At 69.0% G+C, this 14,345-nt stretch carries 22 protein-coding genes; 10 read left to right on the top strand and 12 right to left on the bottom strand.

Annotated features, from left to right (window positions below):
* Positions 1–101 precede the first annotated feature (101 nt).
* Positions 102–539 carry a DUF3099 domain-containing protein gene (locus A5705_RS10790; RefSeq protein WP_156738481.1) on the bottom strand — a complete coding sequence of 146 codons (438 nt, stop codon included), beginning with the start codon at positions 537–539 and terminating at the stop codon, positions 102–104.
* Positions 540–584: 45 nt separating this feature from the next.
* Here A5705_RS10790 and A5705_RS10785 point away from each other — a divergent pair, with 45 nt between their 5' ends.
* The gene (locus A5705_RS10785; RefSeq protein ID WP_067882512.1) at positions 585–824 is read left to right on the top strand and encodes a DUF3039 domain-containing protein; all 240 of its coding nucleotides are present in this window, start codon (positions 585–587) and stop codon (positions 822–824) included.
* Here the strand turns inward: A5705_RS10785 and A5705_RS10780 are convergent.
* A complete protein-coding gene (locus A5705_RS10780; protein ID WP_067882510.1) occupies positions 811–1,773 on the bottom strand; it encodes a YihY/virulence factor BrkB family protein in 963 nt (320 codons plus the stop codon). The genes A5705_RS10785 and A5705_RS10780 overlap by 14 nt on opposite strands.
* Positions 1,774–1,838: 65 nt before the next feature.
* Positions 1,839–2,024 carry a hypothetical protein gene (locus A5705_RS10775; protein ID WP_067882666.1) on the bottom strand — a complete coding sequence of 62 codons (186 nt, stop codon included), beginning with the start codon at positions 2,022–2,024 and terminating at the stop codon, positions 1,839–1,841.
* Positions 2,025–2,156: 132 nt separating this feature from the next.
* Between A5705_RS10775 and A5705_RS10770 the strand changes: the two genes are divergently transcribed.
* Complete coding sequence (locus A5705_RS10770; protein ID WP_067882508.1) at positions 2,157–2,519, top strand: DUF952 domain-containing protein; 363 nt, start codon at positions 2,157–2,159, stop codon at positions 2,517–2,519.
* Here A5705_RS10770 and A5705_RS10765 read toward each other — a convergent pair.
* A complete protein-coding gene (locus tag A5705_RS10765) occupies positions 2,465–2,881 on the bottom strand; it encodes a RidA family protein (protein WP_067882506.1) in 417 nt (138 codons plus the stop codon). The two genes, A5705_RS10770 and A5705_RS10765, sit on opposite strands and share 55 nt — an antisense overlap.
* Positions 2,882–2,964: 83 nt before the next feature.
* Here A5705_RS10765 and A5705_RS10760 point away from each other — a divergent pair, with 83 nt between their 5' ends.
* Positions 2,965–3,447: a DUF4352 domain-containing protein gene (locus A5705_RS10760; protein WP_082956407.1), complete on the top strand. Its 483-nt coding sequence runs from the start codon at positions 2,965–2,967 to the stop codon at positions 3,445–3,447.
* A complete protein-coding gene (locus A5705_RS10755; protein WP_067882503.1) occupies positions 3,444–3,860 on the top strand; it encodes a nuclear transport factor 2 family protein in 417 nt (138 codons plus the stop codon). The genes A5705_RS10760 and A5705_RS10755 overlap by 4 nt, the downstream gene beginning before the upstream one ends.
* A 116-nt stretch (positions 3,861–3,976) precedes the next feature.
* On the opposite strand, the gene A5705_RS28855 is transcribed toward A5705_RS10755, so the two are convergent.
* The 3 genes from A5705_RS28855 to ppgK form a co-directional block, all read right to left on the bottom strand.
* On the bottom strand, positions 3,977–4,627 hold the full coding sequence (locus A5705_RS28855) for a cutinase family protein (RefSeq protein WP_068277379.1): 651 nt from the start codon (positions 4,625–4,627) through the stop codon (positions 3,977–3,979).
* Positions 4,628–4,658: 31 nt separating this feature from the next.
* On the bottom strand, positions 4,659–6,224 hold the full coding sequence (locus A5705_RS10745) for an RNA polymerase sigma factor (protein WP_082956405.1): 1,566 nt from the start codon (positions 6,222–6,224) through the stop codon (positions 4,659–4,661).
* A gap of 179 nt (positions 6,225–6,403) precedes the next feature.
* Complete coding sequence (gene ppgK, locus A5705_RS10740; RefSeq protein WP_067882497.1) at positions 6,404–7,210, bottom strand: polyphosphate--glucose phosphotransferase; 807 nt, start codon at positions 7,208–7,210, stop codon at positions 6,404–6,406.
* Between the two features lie 104 nt (positions 7,211–7,314).
* Here ppgK and A5705_RS10735 point away from each other — a divergent pair, with 104 nt between their 5' ends.
* Positions 7,315–8,208: an inositol monophosphatase family protein gene (locus tag A5705_RS10735; protein WP_231964506.1), complete on the top strand. Its 894-nt coding sequence runs from the start codon at positions 7,315–7,317 to the stop codon at positions 8,206–8,208.
* Between the two features lie 5 nt (positions 8,209–8,213).
* On the opposite strand, the gene cei is transcribed toward A5705_RS10735, so the two are convergent.
* Positions 8,214–8,864: an envelope integrity protein Cei gene (gene cei, locus A5705_RS10730; protein ID WP_068277376.1), complete on the bottom strand. Its 651-nt coding sequence runs from the start codon at positions 8,862–8,864 to the stop codon at positions 8,214–8,216.
* Between the two features lie 182 nt (positions 8,865–9,046).
* Here cei and A5705_RS10725 point away from each other — a divergent pair, with 182 nt between their 5' ends.
* Positions 9,047–9,349, top strand: a complete 303-nt coding sequence (locus A5705_RS10725; protein WP_003919098.1) for a DUF4193 domain-containing protein — start codon at positions 9,047–9,049, stop codon at positions 9,347–9,349.
* 9 nt (positions 9,350–9,358) lie between these two features.
* Here A5705_RS10725 and A5705_RS10720 read toward each other — a convergent pair whose 3' ends face one another.
* Positions 9,359–9,844 (bottom strand): DUF3093 domain-containing protein, encoded by a 486-nt coding sequence (locus A5705_RS10720; RefSeq protein WP_067882491.1) that lies wholly within the window; start codon positions 9,842–9,844, stop codon positions 9,359–9,361.
* A 25-nt stretch (positions 9,845–9,869) separates the two neighbouring features.
* On the opposite strand from A5705_RS10720, the gene dut reads away from it, so the two are divergent.
* A complete protein-coding gene (gene dut, locus A5705_RS10715) occupies positions 9,870–10,346 on the top strand; it encodes a dUTP diphosphatase (RefSeq protein ID WP_067882489.1) in 477 nt (158 codons plus the stop codon).
* Entirely contained in the window at positions 10,346–11,086 is a 741-nt protein-coding gene (locus tag A5705_RS10710; RefSeq protein WP_068277373.1) for a DUF3710 domain-containing protein, read from the top strand. The genes dut and A5705_RS10710 overlap by 1 nt, the downstream gene beginning before the upstream one ends.
* A 6-nt stretch (positions 11,087–11,092) precedes the next feature.
* Here the strand turns inward: A5705_RS10710 and A5705_RS10705 are convergent, their stop codons facing one another.
* Complete coding sequence (locus tag A5705_RS10705) at positions 11,093–11,791, bottom strand: hypothetical protein (RefSeq protein WP_067882485.1); 699 nt, start codon at positions 11,789–11,791, stop codon at positions 11,093–11,095.
* A 136-nt stretch (positions 11,792–11,927) separates the two neighbouring features.
* Here A5705_RS10705 and A5705_RS10700 point away from each other — a divergent pair, with 136 nt between their 5' ends.
* Both A5705_RS10700 and A5705_RS10695 read left to right on the top strand, forming a co-directional pair.
* Positions 11,928–12,296, top strand: a complete 369-nt coding sequence (locus A5705_RS10700; protein ID WP_067882483.1) for an OB-fold nucleic acid binding domain-containing protein — start codon at positions 11,928–11,930, stop codon at positions 12,294–12,296.
* Entirely contained in the window at positions 12,293–12,928 is a 636-nt protein-coding gene (locus tag A5705_RS10695) for a DUF3159 domain-containing protein (RefSeq protein WP_068277370.1), read from the top strand. Before A5705_RS10700 ends, A5705_RS10695 begins: the two co-directional genes overlap by 4 nt.
* Here the strand turns inward: A5705_RS10695 and A5705_RS10690 are convergent, their stop codons facing one another.
* Together A5705_RS10690 and A5705_RS10685 are read right to left on the bottom strand one after the other, a co-directional pair.
* On the bottom strand, positions 12,929–13,603 hold the full coding sequence (locus A5705_RS10690; RefSeq protein ID WP_068277366.1) for a TrkA family potassium uptake protein: 675 nt from the start codon (positions 13,601–13,603) through the stop codon (positions 12,929–12,931).
* On the bottom strand, positions 13,600–14,283 hold the full coding sequence (locus A5705_RS10685) for a TrkA family potassium uptake protein (protein WP_067882478.1): 684 nt from the start codon (positions 14,281–14,283) through the stop codon (positions 13,600–13,602). Before A5705_RS10685 ends, A5705_RS10690 begins: the two co-directional genes overlap by 4 nt.
* Positions 14,284–14,345 lie beyond the last annotated feature (62 nt).

The following is a 14,345-nucleotide window of genomic DNA, read 5'->3' as shown; positions in this document are numbered from 1 at the left end:
CCAGCCTGGGAGTTCCCGCCCCGCCGCGATCTCACACGCCTTGACGTGCAGAAATGTGCCGACGACCTGAGAATGTCCTGAGAAGTGCGCGCGGCGGCCGGTTACCGGGAACCGGGGTCGTGCTGCTCCCAGGTCGGCGTGTGAGCTTGCGTGCCGGGCGCCCGCCGCGGTTCGAGCGCCCGCTGTTCGGCGCGGGGGAACAGGGGAGTCCGCCGGCGGGCCTCGTCGAAGCGCCGCGGTTCGTCGGAGCGGCGAGGCGGCCGGTCGTTGGCGATCAGCACCGCCATCCAGGGCAAGGGCACCGAGACCGCGACGATCGCCAGGGAGATCAGACCGTTGTGCCAGGCGCCGTACGCGACGGCCGCCAGGATCAGCGCCGGAATCCGAAACGCCATCAGCGTCAGGTACTTACGCACCCGCGCGCGATGCTCCTCCTCGTACGAGGGGGCGGCGGTGGTGATCAGGACCGGGCGGCCGGTGTCGTCAAAGCCGTCGAAGCCTAGCTGTTCGCCGTGCTTCATACCTCCACTCTCCCACAACAGATCCGTTCCGGTAATGGCGAGTCAGGAGGCACAATGTGAGGCATGCGTACCCAGACGATCGAACGCACCGAAACCGACGAACGCGTCGACGACGGGACCGGCAGCGATACCCCGAAGTACTTCCATTACGTGAAGAAGGACAAGATCGCCGAGAGTGCGGTCATGGGCAGCCATGTGGTGGCGCTGTGCGGCGAGGTGTTTCCGGTCACCCGGGCGGCGAAACCGGGCTCGCCGGTGTGCCCGGACTGCAAGCGGATCTACGAGCGGCTCAAGAGGGACTGATCACGCCGCTCGGCGGCGATTCGACCGTCTGCTTGCGGCCCCGCGTCCGCGCCAGCACCCAGTTGCGCAGCCGGTGGGCGTGCGTCTTCGGTGCCGGGAACTCCTCCTGGATGGCGGCATTGAGCTCGGCGCCGATCATGATCGCGAAACCGCCGAAAAAGGCGAACAACAGGAACGCGATGGGCGTGGACAGCGCGCCATAGGTGTAGCCGGTGCTGGTGATCCACCTCAGGTAGATCCGCAGGCCCAGGGTGGCGATCACGAAGACCGCCGTGGCCAGGACCGCGCCGAAGATCAGGCGATGCGACGGCAGCGGCACGGGCAGCGACACCCGGTACAGGATCATCACCCCCACCATCAGGCCCAGGATCAGCGCCGGGTAGTACCCGTAACGCAGCACGTTGGCGAGGCCGACGGGGATGTGTTCGGAGATCTTGCGCGGGCCCAGCACCACCAGCGGGGCGGTCACCACCACCACCAGCAACCCGACCACGTACAGGAACAGCGCGAACAGCCGCTGGCGCACGGGATGCCGCAACGGCGTCTGGTCGTGCGCCTCGACGACGGAATCGACGAACGCCGAGATCGCCGATGACCCCGCCCACAGCGAGATCAGAAAACCCAGCGAAACCACCTCTCCGCGGGCGTTGTTGGCGATATCCCGGATGCTCGGCTCGATGATCTCGTTGACCACGCTGGGGGAGAACACGCTGTGCGCCGTCGAGATCACCCGATGTTCGATGGTGGGCAACATGTCCGGCCCGAACAGCGGCGCCACGTAGGCCAGGGTCCCCAACAGCCCCAGCAGCAGCGGCGGCAGGGACAGCGCCGACCAGAATCCGGCCTGCGCCGACTCGGAGAAAATCGAGTCGTCCCAGCTTTTAGCCAGGGTCCTCAGACTGATTCGCCAGATGTGGTGGCGGGACGGCTTTGCGACCTGATCGCTCATACCCGTCCAGCATTACCGATGGCTGCCCGCACCGCCCACATTGCCGATGGGTGAGTTCCGCGGGACTAGCTCGCGCTGACCTCCAGCACGGCGTCCTGCTCGGCCAGCTTGGCCTCGTGCTGGTTTGCGTGGTGCTGGCAGAAGAGAAGCTCAAGCCCAGAAGGCAGCTTGGCGCGGACTCGAGCCGCGGCGCCGCAACGATCGCAGCGGTCCGCTCTGGTCAGCTCGGGACTGGTCAGAGTTGCATTCATGGCTTCTCCGTTCTCGTACATTCACTGTCTCAGACGTATGGCGTTTTCGCCTTGTTCCCCGATCGTTATCGGGTGTGTCGTTTCTCACGAGCCACCGCGGTTTTGCCGACGTGCCCGTTTAAGGTGAGCGCTGTGGCCCTCACCCCCGGCCTTTTGGTGCACCTGTGCGGCCGCCAGGAGTGGTCCCGCGCCCGTGATCGCGGCGGAATTCACCCGGACGCCGGCGCCGGATTCATCCATCTGTCGACGCCCGAGCAGGTGCACCTGCCGGCCAACCGGCTCTACCGGGGCCGCGACGATCTGGTCCTGTTGCACATCGATCCGGCCCGACTGGACTCGCCCGTGCGCTGGGAACCCGGAGTGGCAACGGATCCGGACTCGATGCTGTTCCCGCATCTGTACGGCCCGCTGCCGGCCGACGCTGTGATCGACGTCACCGCCTATCCGCCGGGTCCCGATGGCGTGTTTCCTCCGGAGCCGGGTTCCGCCACGTAGGCGTCGACCTCGATCTCCACCAGCAACTCGGGCGCGATCAGTGCGGAAACCTCCACCATGGTCGCCACCGGCCGTATGCCGCCGAAGACCTGCGCGTGCACCGCGGCGACCTCACGCCAGCGGGAGATGTCGGTCACGTACATGCGGGTGCGCACCACGTCGGTGAGCGCCGCGCCGGCCTGCTGAAGCGCGATGTCGATGCGCCGCAACGCATCTCGCGTCTGCGCGGCGATATCGCCGGCGGGTCCGGCGCCGGTCGTTCCGGCCACCGCCACGTGCGGGCCGATCCGCACCGCACGCGAATAACCGACCGCCGACTCGAAGTCGGAGCCGGAGGAGATCAGAGTGCGGTTTGCCGGCATGGGATCATAGTACGACCGCAGCGCACGACTTCACTTGCCCGGCAACCATTGTGGCGGGAAGCCGGCGGTGGTAGGAGTGCTCTGTGGGCAAAACACCCGCACCCGTGCCCTCGCGCGCTGTCGCTGTACTGGCGGTGACGACCGCGGTGACCGGCTGTCACAGCCCGGCAGAAGGTTCGTTTCCGACCGTCTCGTTGAACCATGAGGTCCGCGATGGGAAGTTCGCGTTCACCGTGCACCGGGTCAACGTCGGCACACCAGGCATCGGAATCCACACCGCGCAAGGCGCTTTCGTGCTCGTCGACATCACTGTCCGCAACATCGGCGACGAGCTGCGAGCCATGTATTGCCAGAACGAAGAGCTCAACGACCTGGCGGGCAAGACCTACGACGACGCCGTGACCGCCGGCGGCGGCGAAGACACGATCGAAATCAATCCCGGCAAGCAGGCTCGCGTCACGTGCGCGTTCGACGTCCCAAAAGGGATGCTCGCCGCCGCCGTCGAGGTCCACGACCGGGTATGTTCCTCCGGCGCGACCGTCCAGGTGCTCGGGGCGCTCCGATGACGGCGCGCGGCATCTCGCAGGACGCGCTCGTAGCGCAGGAGGCGTGCTTCGCGAGGGCTTTCGCGGCCGGCGACCCGGCGGTCGCGCGGCACCTCTATCAGCCCGACGTGGTGTACGTGAGCCCGACGGCGCGGCTGTTCGATTGGCCTGTCCGCATCGACGGCGTCGAGCGCGCGCTCGAGTTCATCGCGCTCACCATCGCGGACTGCGCCCAAATCCGCTACGAAGCGGCGGAATACGCCATCACACCCGGTGCGGACGCGGCGTTCGTGCGCGTCCAATTCGACTGGGCCCACGGTGGGCAACGCCTGCGCTCGACGTACGTGGTGATCTACCGCTATCGCGACGGCCGGATCGCCCGCCAGGAGCTGTACTACGACCCCAGCGGGTCAGTCGAGGTAGTCGCGCACTAGGTGTTCTTCGTGGGGAGATTGTGAACGCGTAGGCGTCGATGGGTGTTTCCGCCGATGCCGGTGTGGGATCGGCGGCCGTTATTCGCGCAGCGCGAATGGAGCCGGTCCGCGTTCGGCTAGAGCCGGCTTGCGGCGAAGGTCGCGGCCTGATCGACCATCCCGGACTGCACATAGTGATTGTGCGCCGACGTATTCCGTCCGTCGGAGCAAATCGGATCCCCAGGATTGCACAAGTCGATGGTCTTAGCCCCATACAGCGGGCTGTTGTCGGCCAGCGGCGCCCCCGGCGATTTGACCCACGGATTTCCGAAGAGGGCGACCGCGGCAACGTGGTCAGCGACCTCCGGCGGCATCGGCGCGGGGATGAAGCCCTGAGGCGGCACACCGGCTGCGGTGATGAGATCGATCACGACCGCGCCCAGCGAATATCCACCGAGCACCATCTTGGTGTTCGGACAGTTCGCCGCCATGTACTCGACATGGGTGCGCGCATCTATGGCGCCGGCGGAGGCGGAGTTGGCCAAATCATTGCCCCGCGCGGGGTAATTGACCGGATACACCCCGACGGACCTCCCGCCGACCTGCGGCTGCAGCGAATCGACAAATCCCTGCCCTTCCCAGCCAACGCCAGGCTGCTGATCGCTGCCGCGGGCGAAGACCACCTCTATGTCGGGGCATGGGGCTGCGGTTGCGGCGGAAGGAATGCTGACAGATGCCGTGGTTAGGACTGCGGCACCAAGGAATCGAGCAATCTGGCGGGAACTCACGTCTGGTCGGCGTAGTCAACCGGAGTGTCACTCAGTCGAGGTAGTCGCGCAACACCTGCGAACGGCTGGGGTGGCGCAGCTTCGACATCGTCTTGGATTCGATCTGGCGGATGCGCTCGCGGGTCACGCCGTAAACCTGCCCGATCTCGTCGAGGGTGCGGGGCTGGCCGTCGGTGAGGCCGAAGCGCAGCCGTACGACGCCGGCTTCGCGCTCAGACAGCGTCTCCAGCACGGACTGCAGCTGGTCCTGCAGCAGGGTGAACGACACCGCGTCGACGGCCACCACCGCTTCGCTGTCCTCGATGAAGTCGCCGAGCTGGCTGTCGCCCTCGTCGCCGATGGTCTGGTCCAGGGAGATGGGCTCGCGCGCGTATTGCTGGATCTCGAGCACCTTCTCGGGCGTGATGTCCATCTCCTTGGCCAGCTCCTCGGGCGTGGGCTCGCGGCCCAGATCCTGAAGCAGCTCGCGCTGGATGCGGCCCAGCTTGTTGATCACCTCGACCATGTGCACCGGGATGCGGATGGTGCGCGCCTGGTCGGCCATGGCCCTCGTGATGGCCTGACGGATCCACCAGGTGGCGTAGGTGGAGAACTTGTATCCCTTTGTGTAGTCGAACTTCTCGACCGCCCGGATCAGGCCGAGGTTGCCCTCCTGGATCAGGTCGAGGAACGCCATGCCGCGGCCCGTGTAGCGCTTGGCCAGCGAAACCACCAGGCGCAGGTTGGCTTCCAACAGATGGTTCTTGGCGCGGTCGCCGTCGCGGCAGATCCACATCATGTCGCGGCGCTGGGCGGCGGGCAGCTTGTCGCCGCGCTCGGCGTGCTCGGTCATCAGCTGGGTGGCGTACAGGCCGGCTTCGATCCGCTTCGCGAGCTCGACCTCTTCCTCGGCGTTGAGCAGCGCGACCTTGCCGATCTGCTTGAGGTACGCGCGAACGGAGTCCGCGGACGCGGTGAGTTCCGCGTCCTTGCGGGCCTGCCGCAGCGCCTCGGATTCGTCCTCGTCCCAGACGAAATCGCCCGACGCCTTGTCCTTTTCGGAGGGCTCGGCGATATCCTCGTCCTCTTCGGCGGCCTTGGCGGTCTTGGCGGCGGGCGCCGCGGCCGCGTCGTCCTCGCCGTCTTCGGCCGCCTCGAGTTCGGGGTCCTCGCCTTCGGCGGCGACGTCTTCTTCCAGGTCGTCGAGGTTGAGGTCCTCGGCGTCGATGTCGAGATCTTCGACGGGCTCACCGTCGAGGTCGGGTTCGGCGTCGAGATCCTCGACCGCTCCGTCGGTGTCGAGGACCTCCAGGTTGGCGTCGGCCTCGTCGGGAGCGGCTTTGGCGGCGGCCTTCGCGCCGCGGGCGGACGGCGCCTTGGCGGCCGCCTTGGCGGCGGAGCGGGTCTTCTTCGGGGCCTCGCCGGCCGCGCCGGGAGCCGAAGCCTCGTGCCCCTTGGTGGGCTTGGTGGCCCGCGGCGCAGTCTTGGTGGCCCGTTTCGCCGGGGCGGCGCCGTTGGCGGCCTTCGCTGCCGATCGCTTAGCGGGGGACGACGGAGACTTCGTGGCGGTGCGTTTCACCGGCTCGTCGGTTGCCGCACTTGCCTTGCTCGCTGCCACTTACACCCCTTCGTTTGGACGCACTTTCGGTGGGTATGGGCATGGGAAACCGAAAGTGTCTGCTATGTCGAATGTCGGCGTTGATATCGGCGTGCGTGTGGTTGCACGCTTTGTTCTGGGCGGTCGCCGAGCACCATTGTAACGACAGCGGCCGCTTGTACCCGCCTACCGGCCAAAATTCAGTGAGTCACATCCGAAGTGGCCGCCATCGCCGCGCCCACGATGCCCGCGGTGTTCTGCAGCGCGGCGGCCACCACCGGGGTGCGGTTCTGCAGCAGCGGCAGCCACTTGTCGGCCTTGCGGCTGATGCCACCGCCCGCGATGAACAGGTCCGGCCAGATCGCGTTCTCGATGGCCACCAGCACCCGGGTGACCTGCGTGGCCCACTTTTCGTAGCTCCAGCCGTTGCGCTCCTTGACCGACGACGCCGCCCGCTGCTCGGCCTCTTTGCCACCCACTTCGAGATGCCCGAACTCGGTGTTGGGGATCAGCGTCCCGTTGTGGATGACCGCCGAGCCGATCCCGGTGCCGAACGTCAGCAGCACCACCAGGCCCGACTGGTTCCTGCCCGCGCCGTAGTGTTCCTCGGCGAGCCCGGCCGCGTCGGCGTCGTTGAGGATCACGACCTCCTGGCCGTCCAGTTCGGCGCTGATGACGTCGCGCGCGTTGGTCCCGATCCAGGCCTTGTCGACGTTGGCGGCGGTCTGCACGACGCCGTGGGTGACGACGCCGGGATAGGTCACCCCCAGGGGGCCGGTCCAGCCGAACCCGTGGACCACCTCGGCGATGGTCTTGGCGACGGCCGACGGCGTCGCCGGCTGCGGGGTCAACAGCTTGATCCGTTCGCCGATCAACAGCCCGGTGTCCATGTCGACGATTCCGCCCTTGATGCCGCTGCCGCCGACGTCGATGCCGAACCCGCGCCGTTGCGGCTTGCCGGTGAGCGTTGTGGGTGGCGTGTCCGTGGTCGAGTCGGTGCTGGTCATCGAGACTCCTCGGCGAGAATTGGCCTGTCCGCCCACCTTAGCCCGGGCGGCCGCGCCGGTTGGCGGGTCTGCGCGGCGGTGGCGGCTGTGCTGCGATGGACTACGTGACGCGCCCCCCCGAAAAGCAGGCCGAGCCCGCGCAGCTGCGTTCGGTGGCCGAAGAGTTGGCCGCCGAGGCCGCAGAATTCGTGCGGCGCCGCCGCGCCGAGGTGTTCGGCGGCCGGGCCGCGAGCTTGTCCGCGGCGGGCAGCGGCGCCGTGCGGTCGAAGACCACCCCCACCGATCCGGTGACCGTGGTCGACACCGAGACCGAGCGGCTGCTGCGCGATCGGCTGGCCGAGCTGCGGCCCGGTGACCCGATACTCGGCGAGGAGGGCGGTGGGCCCGCCGACGGCGCGAACGGTCCCGCCGGGGCGGTCACCTGGGTGCTCGATCCCATCGACGGCACGGTGAATTTCGTCTACGGCATCCCGGCCTACGCGGTGTCGGTGGGCGCCCAGATCGACGGCGTGTCGGTGGCGGGGGCGGTCGCCGACGTCGTCGCCGGCCGGGTGTACTCGGCCGCGGCCGGGCTCGGCGCGCACGTCATCGACGAGCGGGGGACCGAATCGCTGCGGTGCGCCGCGGTCGACGATTTGTCGATGGCGTTGCTGGGCACCGGCTTTGGCTACTCGCGTCGCCGCCGCGCGAGCCAGGCGGCGTTGGTGGCGCAGCTGCTGCCGGTGGTGCGCGACGTCCGTCGCATCGGTTCCGCGGCGCTGGACCTGTGCATGGTCGCGGCCGGCCGGCTGGACGCCTTCTACGAGCACGGGCTGCAGGTCTGGGACCGCGCCGCGGGTGCGCTGATCGCGTCCGAGGCCGGGGCCCGCGTGTTGGTGACCGAGCCGGACGGCCCGTCGGGCAGCGCCGGGTTGGTGGTGGCCGCCGCGCCCGGGATCGCCGACGAGCTGCTGGCGGCCCTGGACCGCTTCGACGGCCTCGAGCCGCTGCCGGACTGAGCGCCTCAGCAGCTGCTGGCGTGGATCTTTTGCAGCAGGGTGGGATCAGTCGGCTCGGTGGCGCCGGGCTTGAGGCTGGCCAGCACCGCGTCGACGTCGTCGTTGTGGGCCAGCGCGGTGAACTCCGTGCCGAGGGCCAGGTCGACGGAATCGTCGGCGCGGTTGTCGTTGAACAACTCGGTGCACGGCGCCACCAGCCAGACGGCGGCCGCGGTGGCCTGCCCGGCCGTGCCGAAGCGGATCTGACCCTGGCAGTTCAGCCTGGTGCCGGCGTAGACGGGGTCGTTGGCGGCGGTGGGCTGCGCGAAGCCGAGGTCCTTCATGGCGCCCGCGACGTCGCCGGCCTGGCCGCCGCGGCCGCTGGCGTTGAGGACCCGGACCTTGGTGTCGGCGAGTTTGGCGGGCGTGACGTCGGCCATGGCGCTGCGCGACACCTGCTCGCCGAGCTGGGGTGCCGTCGACCCGGCCGGCTGCGGCGGCGGGTTGCACAGCACGGCCTCGTGCACCTTGGCCGGCCGCGTCAGGGCCATCGTCCACACCACGCCGGTGGCCACCACCAGGAGCGCGAGCACCACGATGGCGGGCCGGGGATTGCGCCGCCGAAAGGGCCTACCGCGCTTGTCGAAAGCGGTACCCTCGGTAATTTGTGCGACCACATGTGCACTCTAAATGCATCGTTTGAGACTCGAGGCAAGGGTCAATCCGGGTGTGTGACGTAACTCACACGTTAATGGGGCGTGATACGGGCACGAATCGTTTGGTGGATGCGTTCGACGCTGGTACAAAGCGTTGCTTGAGATAAACGAGGCCTGTTAGAGGGGATAGGGCAGGGGAGAATATGCCTACCGACTATGACGCTCCGCGGCGCACCGAGACCGACGATGTCTCGGAAGACTCGCTGGAGGAGCTCAAAGCGCGACGCAACGAGGCGGCCTCGGCCGTGGTCGACGTCGACGAATCCGAATCAGCTGAATCTTTCGAGTTGCCGGGGGCCGACCTTTCCGGGGAAGAGCTCTCCGTCCGCGTCATCCCCAAGCAGGCCGACGAGTTCACCTGCTCGAGCTGCTTTCTGGTGCAACACCGCAGCCGTCTCGCCAGTGAGAAGAACGGCGTGATGATCTGTACCGACTGCGCAGCCTGATAGCTGCGCTCAGCGTGTCAGCGCCGACAGCACCCGCTCCGGGTGACGGCAGCTCACCAGCCAGTACGGCGTGGGATCGTCCGGGTCATCGAGGACCACCAGCACCATCGGGCCGATCCACGCCCGGTGCAGCACGTAGGCCGCCGGATCGAGCTGGCGGCCCAAAGCCGCCGACTTCGCCGACGGCGCTATCTCGGCGGACCGGGCGATCACGTTGACCGGTAGGTGCGCGTCGGCGGCCCACAGCTGCACGCCGCCCGCCGCGGACGAGTCCTCGGTGACGCGGATCTCGACCCGGCCCAGCCACAGCAGCGCACCCGCGGCCACCACGAACAGCGTTGCGTACGGCAGCCAGTCGGGCAGGGTGCGAACACCGAGGTTGACCTCGAAGGCGATCAGCGCGGCCAGCCCGAAAGCCAGTGGCCACCACCACCACGGCACCCACAGCCGTTCGCGATATCGCACGCTGTGCGGCGCGACGCGCGTAGAGGACACGCGGTCAAGGGTAGTCTGTGGCCCCGTGTCGACCAGTCTGGCCTTGCAAGTCAAAGTTGTCCGCCTCGACCCCGAACTTCCGCTGCCCGCTCGCGCCCACGACGGCGACGCCGGGGTCGACCTCTACAGCGCCGAAGACGTCACCCTGGACCCGGGGCGGCGCGCCCTGGTGCGAACGGGGGTCGCGGTCGCCATCCCGTTCGGGATGGTGGGGCTGGTGCACCCGCGTTCGGGATTGGCTGCGCGCGTTGGGCTTTCGATCGTGAACAGCCCGGGCACCATCGACGCCGGTTATCGCGGCGAGATCAAGGTCGCGTTGATCAACCTCGATCCGGTCGAGCCGATCGTGGTGCATCGGGGGGACCGGATCGCCCAATTGCTGGTGCAGCGCGTCGAGTTGGCCGAGCTGGTCGAGGTGTCGTCGTTCGACGAGGCCGGGCTGGCCGAAACATCCCGTGGCGATGGTGGTCACGGTTCCTCCGGAGGACATGCGAGTTTGTGATGGCTGCATTCGGTAGACGCTCAGACAAAGGCGGCGGCGACCCGACGGACGAGGTCGGGGCCCAGGCTCCCCCCGAGCCGGCCGGCGAGGACGGCGAAGAGCTCGAGGGCCCGTTCGACATCGACGACTTCGACGATCCCGCGGTCGCCGAGTTGGCGCGGCTCGACCTCGGTTCGGTCCTGATTCCCATGCCGGAGGCCGGCCAACTGCAGGTCGAGCTGACCGAGACCGGGGTGCCGAGCGCGGTGTGGGTCGTCACGCCCAACGGTCGTTTCACGATCGCCGCCTACGCCGCGCCCAAGACGGGTGGCCTGTGGCGGGAGGTGGCCGGCGAGCTCGCCGAGTCGCTGCGCAACGACTCGGCCAAGGTCAGCATCAAGGACGGCCCGTGGGGCCGCGAGGTGGTCGGCACCGCCACCGGCGTGGTGCGGTTCATCGGCGTCGACGGCTATCGCTGGATGATCCGCTGCGTCGTCAACGGCTCGCACGAGACGATGGCAGCGCTGGAGCAGGAGGCGCGAGCAGCGTTGGCGGACACGGTGGTTCGCCGCGGCGATACGCCGCTGCCGGTCCGCACGCCGTTGCCCGTCCAGCTGCCCGAGCCGATGGCCGAACAGCTGCGGGCGGCCGCGGCCGCGCAGCAGCAGCAGGCGCAGGAACAGCCGCCGAACGAGCCGGCCGCGCGCCGCAGCGCCGAGGGATCGGCCATGCAGCAGCTGCGCACCACGACCGGCGGTTGACACTCCCTACAGCTCGGCGAGGGCGGCCAGGCAGGCCGCGCCCAGCGCGGCGGGGTCCGCGCCGATCTGGTCCAACGTCACCGTCACCAGCGCCGCGCGCGGTGCCGCGGTGACCCAGTCGACGGCCACCTGCAGCGGATGGATCGGGTCGTCGAGGGCGGCCGCCACCGCCAGCGGTGGCACCAGCCCGGTCAGGTCCGCGCAACTGGGCGCGACATAGGCGGCGGCCTCCTCCATGGCGTCCGGCAATCGGGGCCATTGGGCGCGCCAGGATCGGGCCAGCTCGTCGGCCAGCCACGGCGGGCTGGAGGCGCGCATCTGCGTCGTCGTCGCCGCCAGGCCGTCGGCGCGCAACTGGGACGCCGAATGCCGCGCGGCCAGCGCCGCCGGTGCGGTGCCGGGGGCGCCAGCCCAGGCCGGCAGCGCCGCCAGGACGGCCACGGTGCTCTCGGGATGGGCCAGCGCCCACGCGGCCGCCACCGCGGCGCCGATCGAGACACCGCCGACGCCGATGGGGCCGTCGCGCGCGGCGTCGTCCAACGCGGACAGGTAGCCGTCGATCAACCGATCGGGCCGGGGCGGCGGCGCGATGAGCGTCGCGCCGACGTCGCGCAGCGGGCGAGAAAACGCCCGGTAGACGTAGTCGTCGTCGGAGCCGGTGCCCGGCAGCAGCACCGTCGCGACACCCCGCAACTCGACCGCCATCCCTCGATATTGCCCGGCCGTGCGCACCGGTCCAACTTCCCGTTTGATTCGATTGGCACCGGGGAACCAAGAGGTCTACGGTGTCCGTTGGCATGGAGGAAGCACCGATGCTTTTACAGCACTGTCAGGAGTGGCCATGGGGGCCCAAGGATATTTGCGCCGGCTCACCCGTCGGTTGACGGAGGACCCGGAGCAGCTCGACTCCGAAGAATTGTCCGACGAAGTCGCAAGTACCGGCGCGCAGCGCGCGATCGACTGCGAGCGTGGCCAGGAGGTCACCATGGTCGGGACGCTGCGCAGCGTGGAGACGAACGGCAAGGGGTGTTCCGGCGGGGTCCGCGCCGAACTGTTCGACGGCACCGACACCGTCACCCTGGTGTGGTTGGGCCAGCGCCGCATTCCCGGCATCGACTCGGGCCGCACGCTGCGCGTCCGCGGGCGGCTGGGCAAGCTGGACAACGGGACCAAGGCGATCTACAACCCGCACTACGAAATTCAGCGGTGACCAACCCGAAGGAACGCCTGCTGGAACAGGTGGGCGGGGTGAGTGGCGTCGTCTACTCGTCGCTGCCCGTGGTGGTCTTCGTGGTGGTGTCCGGCCTGTCGGGTCTGCTGCCCGCCATCGGCGCCGCGCTGGCCGCGGCCGCGCTCGTCTTGCTGTGGCGGCTGCTTCGCCGCGAGTCCACCCAGCCGGCGTTCTCCGGGTTCATCGGCGTGGCCGTGTGCGCGCTGATCGCCTACGCCGTGGGGCAGTCGAAGGGCTATTTCCTGCTGGGCATCTGGATGTCGTTGCTGTGGGCCGTGGTGTTCGTGGCGTCGGTGCTGATCCGCCGGCCGCTCGTCGGCTACGCCTGGAGCTGGTCCACCGGCCGCGACCGGGCGTGGCGCGACGTGCCCCGCGCCGTCTACGCGTTCGACTTCGCCTCGCTGTGCTGGGTGCTGGTATTCGGCGCCCGGTTCGTGGTCCAGCGGATCCTCTACGACGCCGACCAGACCGGTTGGCTGGGCGTGGCGCGCATCGGCATGGGCTGGCCGCTGACGCTGCTGGCCGCGCTGGCGACCTACGCCGCGATCAGGGCCGCGCAGCGCGCGATGCCCGCCCGCGACAAGGCGGGCGCCGAAACGGCGGCCGACTGATCAGTCGGCCGCCTCGGTGGCCGGCAGCAGCAGCTTGTGCAGCTCCTCTTCGGCCTCGGCGACCGCGACGAACAGGAGCTCGTCGCCACCCTCGAGCGGCTCGTCGGCCTCCGGCACGATGACGCGCGGGCCGCGCAGGATCGTCACCAGCGCGGCGTCCCGCGGCAGCTGCAGCCGGCGCACCGGCTTGCCGCCCCACGGGGTGTCGTCGGGCAGGGTGATCTCCACCAGGTTGGCCTGACCGCGGCGGAATTCCATGAGCCGCACCAGATCACCGACGGCGACGGCCTCCTCGATCAGCGAGGCCAGCATGCGCGGCGTGGACACCGCCACGTCGACGCCCCAGGCGTCGGTGAACAGCCATTCGTTGCGGGGATCGTTGACCCGGGCCACCACCCGCGGCACCGCGAATTCGGTCTTGGCCAGCAGGCTGAGCACCACGTTGGCCTTGTCGTCGCCGGTCGCGGCGACCACCACGTCGAAGCCCTCCAGGTGAACCGACTGCAGCAGGCTCAGTTCGCAGGCGTCGCCGAGCCGCCAGTGCGCTGCCGGGATGGCGTCGATGTCGACGTGTTCGGGGTTGCGCTCGATCAGGGTGATGTCGTGGCCGTTGGCCACGAGCTCGCGGGTGACCGATCGGCCGACGGCGCCGGCCCCGGCGACAGCTACTTTCATTTGCGCGGTCCCGCCTCGAGGTCCTCACTGGGCGGCAGCGCCGCGATGGCGACCGCCTCGGCGGCGCGGCCGGATATGGCCGCGATATAGACCGTGTCGCCGGCCTGGATCACGGTCTTGGGTTCGGGCAACACACCGGTGCCGAACCGGATCAGGAACGCGACCCTGGCGCCGGTGGCCTGCTCCAGGTCGGTGGCCCGGTGCCCCACCCAGTCCTCGTGCAGATCGACCTCGGCCACGGCGACGGTGCCGGTCGGGTCGCGCCACTTGGCGGTCTCGCTTTCCCGGGTCAGCGTGTTGAGCAGCCGGTCGGTGGTCCACGGGACCGTGGCGATCGTCGGAATGCCGAGGCGCTCGTAAACCTCGGCGCGTTTGGCGTCGTAGATCCGGGCGACGACGCGCCGCACGCCGAACGTCTCCCGGGCCAGCCGGGCCGAGATGATGTTCGAGTTGTCGCCGGATGACACCGCGGCGAACGCGTCGGCGTCCTCGATGCCGGCGCTGAGCAGCACGTCCCGGTCGAATCCCTGGCCCAGCACCCGCTCGCCGGAGAACTCGGGGCTCAGCCGGTTGAACGCGGTGCTGTCGCGGTCGATGACGGCCACGTCGTGGCCGATCCGGGAGAGCGCGTCGGCCAGCGAAGAGCCCACCCGGCCGCAACCCATCACAACCACGCGCACTTGGGGTCCTCTCGGGTGCGTCCTGCGCTGTTCAATCGGCTACCTGGGCTAGCCAGCCGATT

The sequence above is a fragment of the Mycobacterium sp. E787 genome (genome assembly GCF_001668725.1).
Lineage (GTDB): Bacteria > Actinomycetota > Actinomycetes > Mycobacteriales > Mycobacteriaceae > Mycobacterium.
The sequence above is the reverse complement of the archived record's forward strand: the minus strand, read 5'-3'. Positions and strand labels throughout refer to the sequence as shown.

What these genes read in the sequence shown, in the direction of transcription:
- A5705_RS10765 (WP_067882506.1), bottom strand. Translation starts at nt 2,881, where the DNA reads ATGCCGGCAAACCGCACTCTGATCTCCTCCGGCTCCGACTTCGAGTCG.
- A5705_RS10725 (WP_003919098.1), top strand. Translation starts at nt 9,047, where the DNA reads ATGCCTACCGACTATGACGCTCCGCGGCGCACCGAGACCGACGATGTC.
- A5705_RS10700 (WP_067882483.1), top strand. Translation starts at nt 11,928, where the DNA reads ATGGGGGCCCAAGGATATTTGCGCCGGCTCACCCGTCGGTTGACGGAG.
- A5705_RS10785 (WP_067882512.1), top strand. Translation starts at nt 585, where the DNA reads ATGCGTACCCAGACGATCGAACGCACCGAAACCGACGAACGCGTCGAC.
- ppgK (WP_067882497.1), bottom strand. Translation starts at nt 7,210, where the DNA reads ATGACCAGCACCGACTCGACCACGGACACGCCACCCACAACGCTCACC.
- A5705_RS10690 (WP_068277366.1), bottom strand. Translation starts at nt 13,603, where the DNA reads ATGAAAGTAGCTGTCGCCGGGGCCGGCGCCGTCGGCCGATCGGTCACC.
- A5705_RS10780 (WP_067882510.1), bottom strand. Translation starts at nt 1,773, where the DNA reads ATGAGCGATCAGGTCGCAAAGCCGTCCCGCCACCACATCTGGCGAATC.
- A5705_RS10775 (WP_067882666.1), bottom strand. Translation starts at nt 2,024, where the DNA reads ATGAATGCAACTCTGACCAGTCCCGAGCTGACCAGAGCGGACCGCTGC.
- A5705_RS10710 (WP_068277373.1), top strand. Translation starts at nt 10,346, where the DNA reads ATGGCTGCATTCGGTAGACGCTCAGACAAAGGCGGCGGCGACCCGACG.
- A5705_RS10755 (WP_067882503.1), top strand. Translation starts at nt 3,444, where the DNA reads ATGACGGCGCGCGGCATCTCGCAGGACGCGCTCGTAGCGCAGGAGGCG.
- A5705_RS10705 (WP_067882485.1), bottom strand. Translation starts at nt 11,791, where the DNA reads ATGGCGGTCGAGTTGCGGGGTGTCGCGACGGTGCTGCTGCCGGGCACC.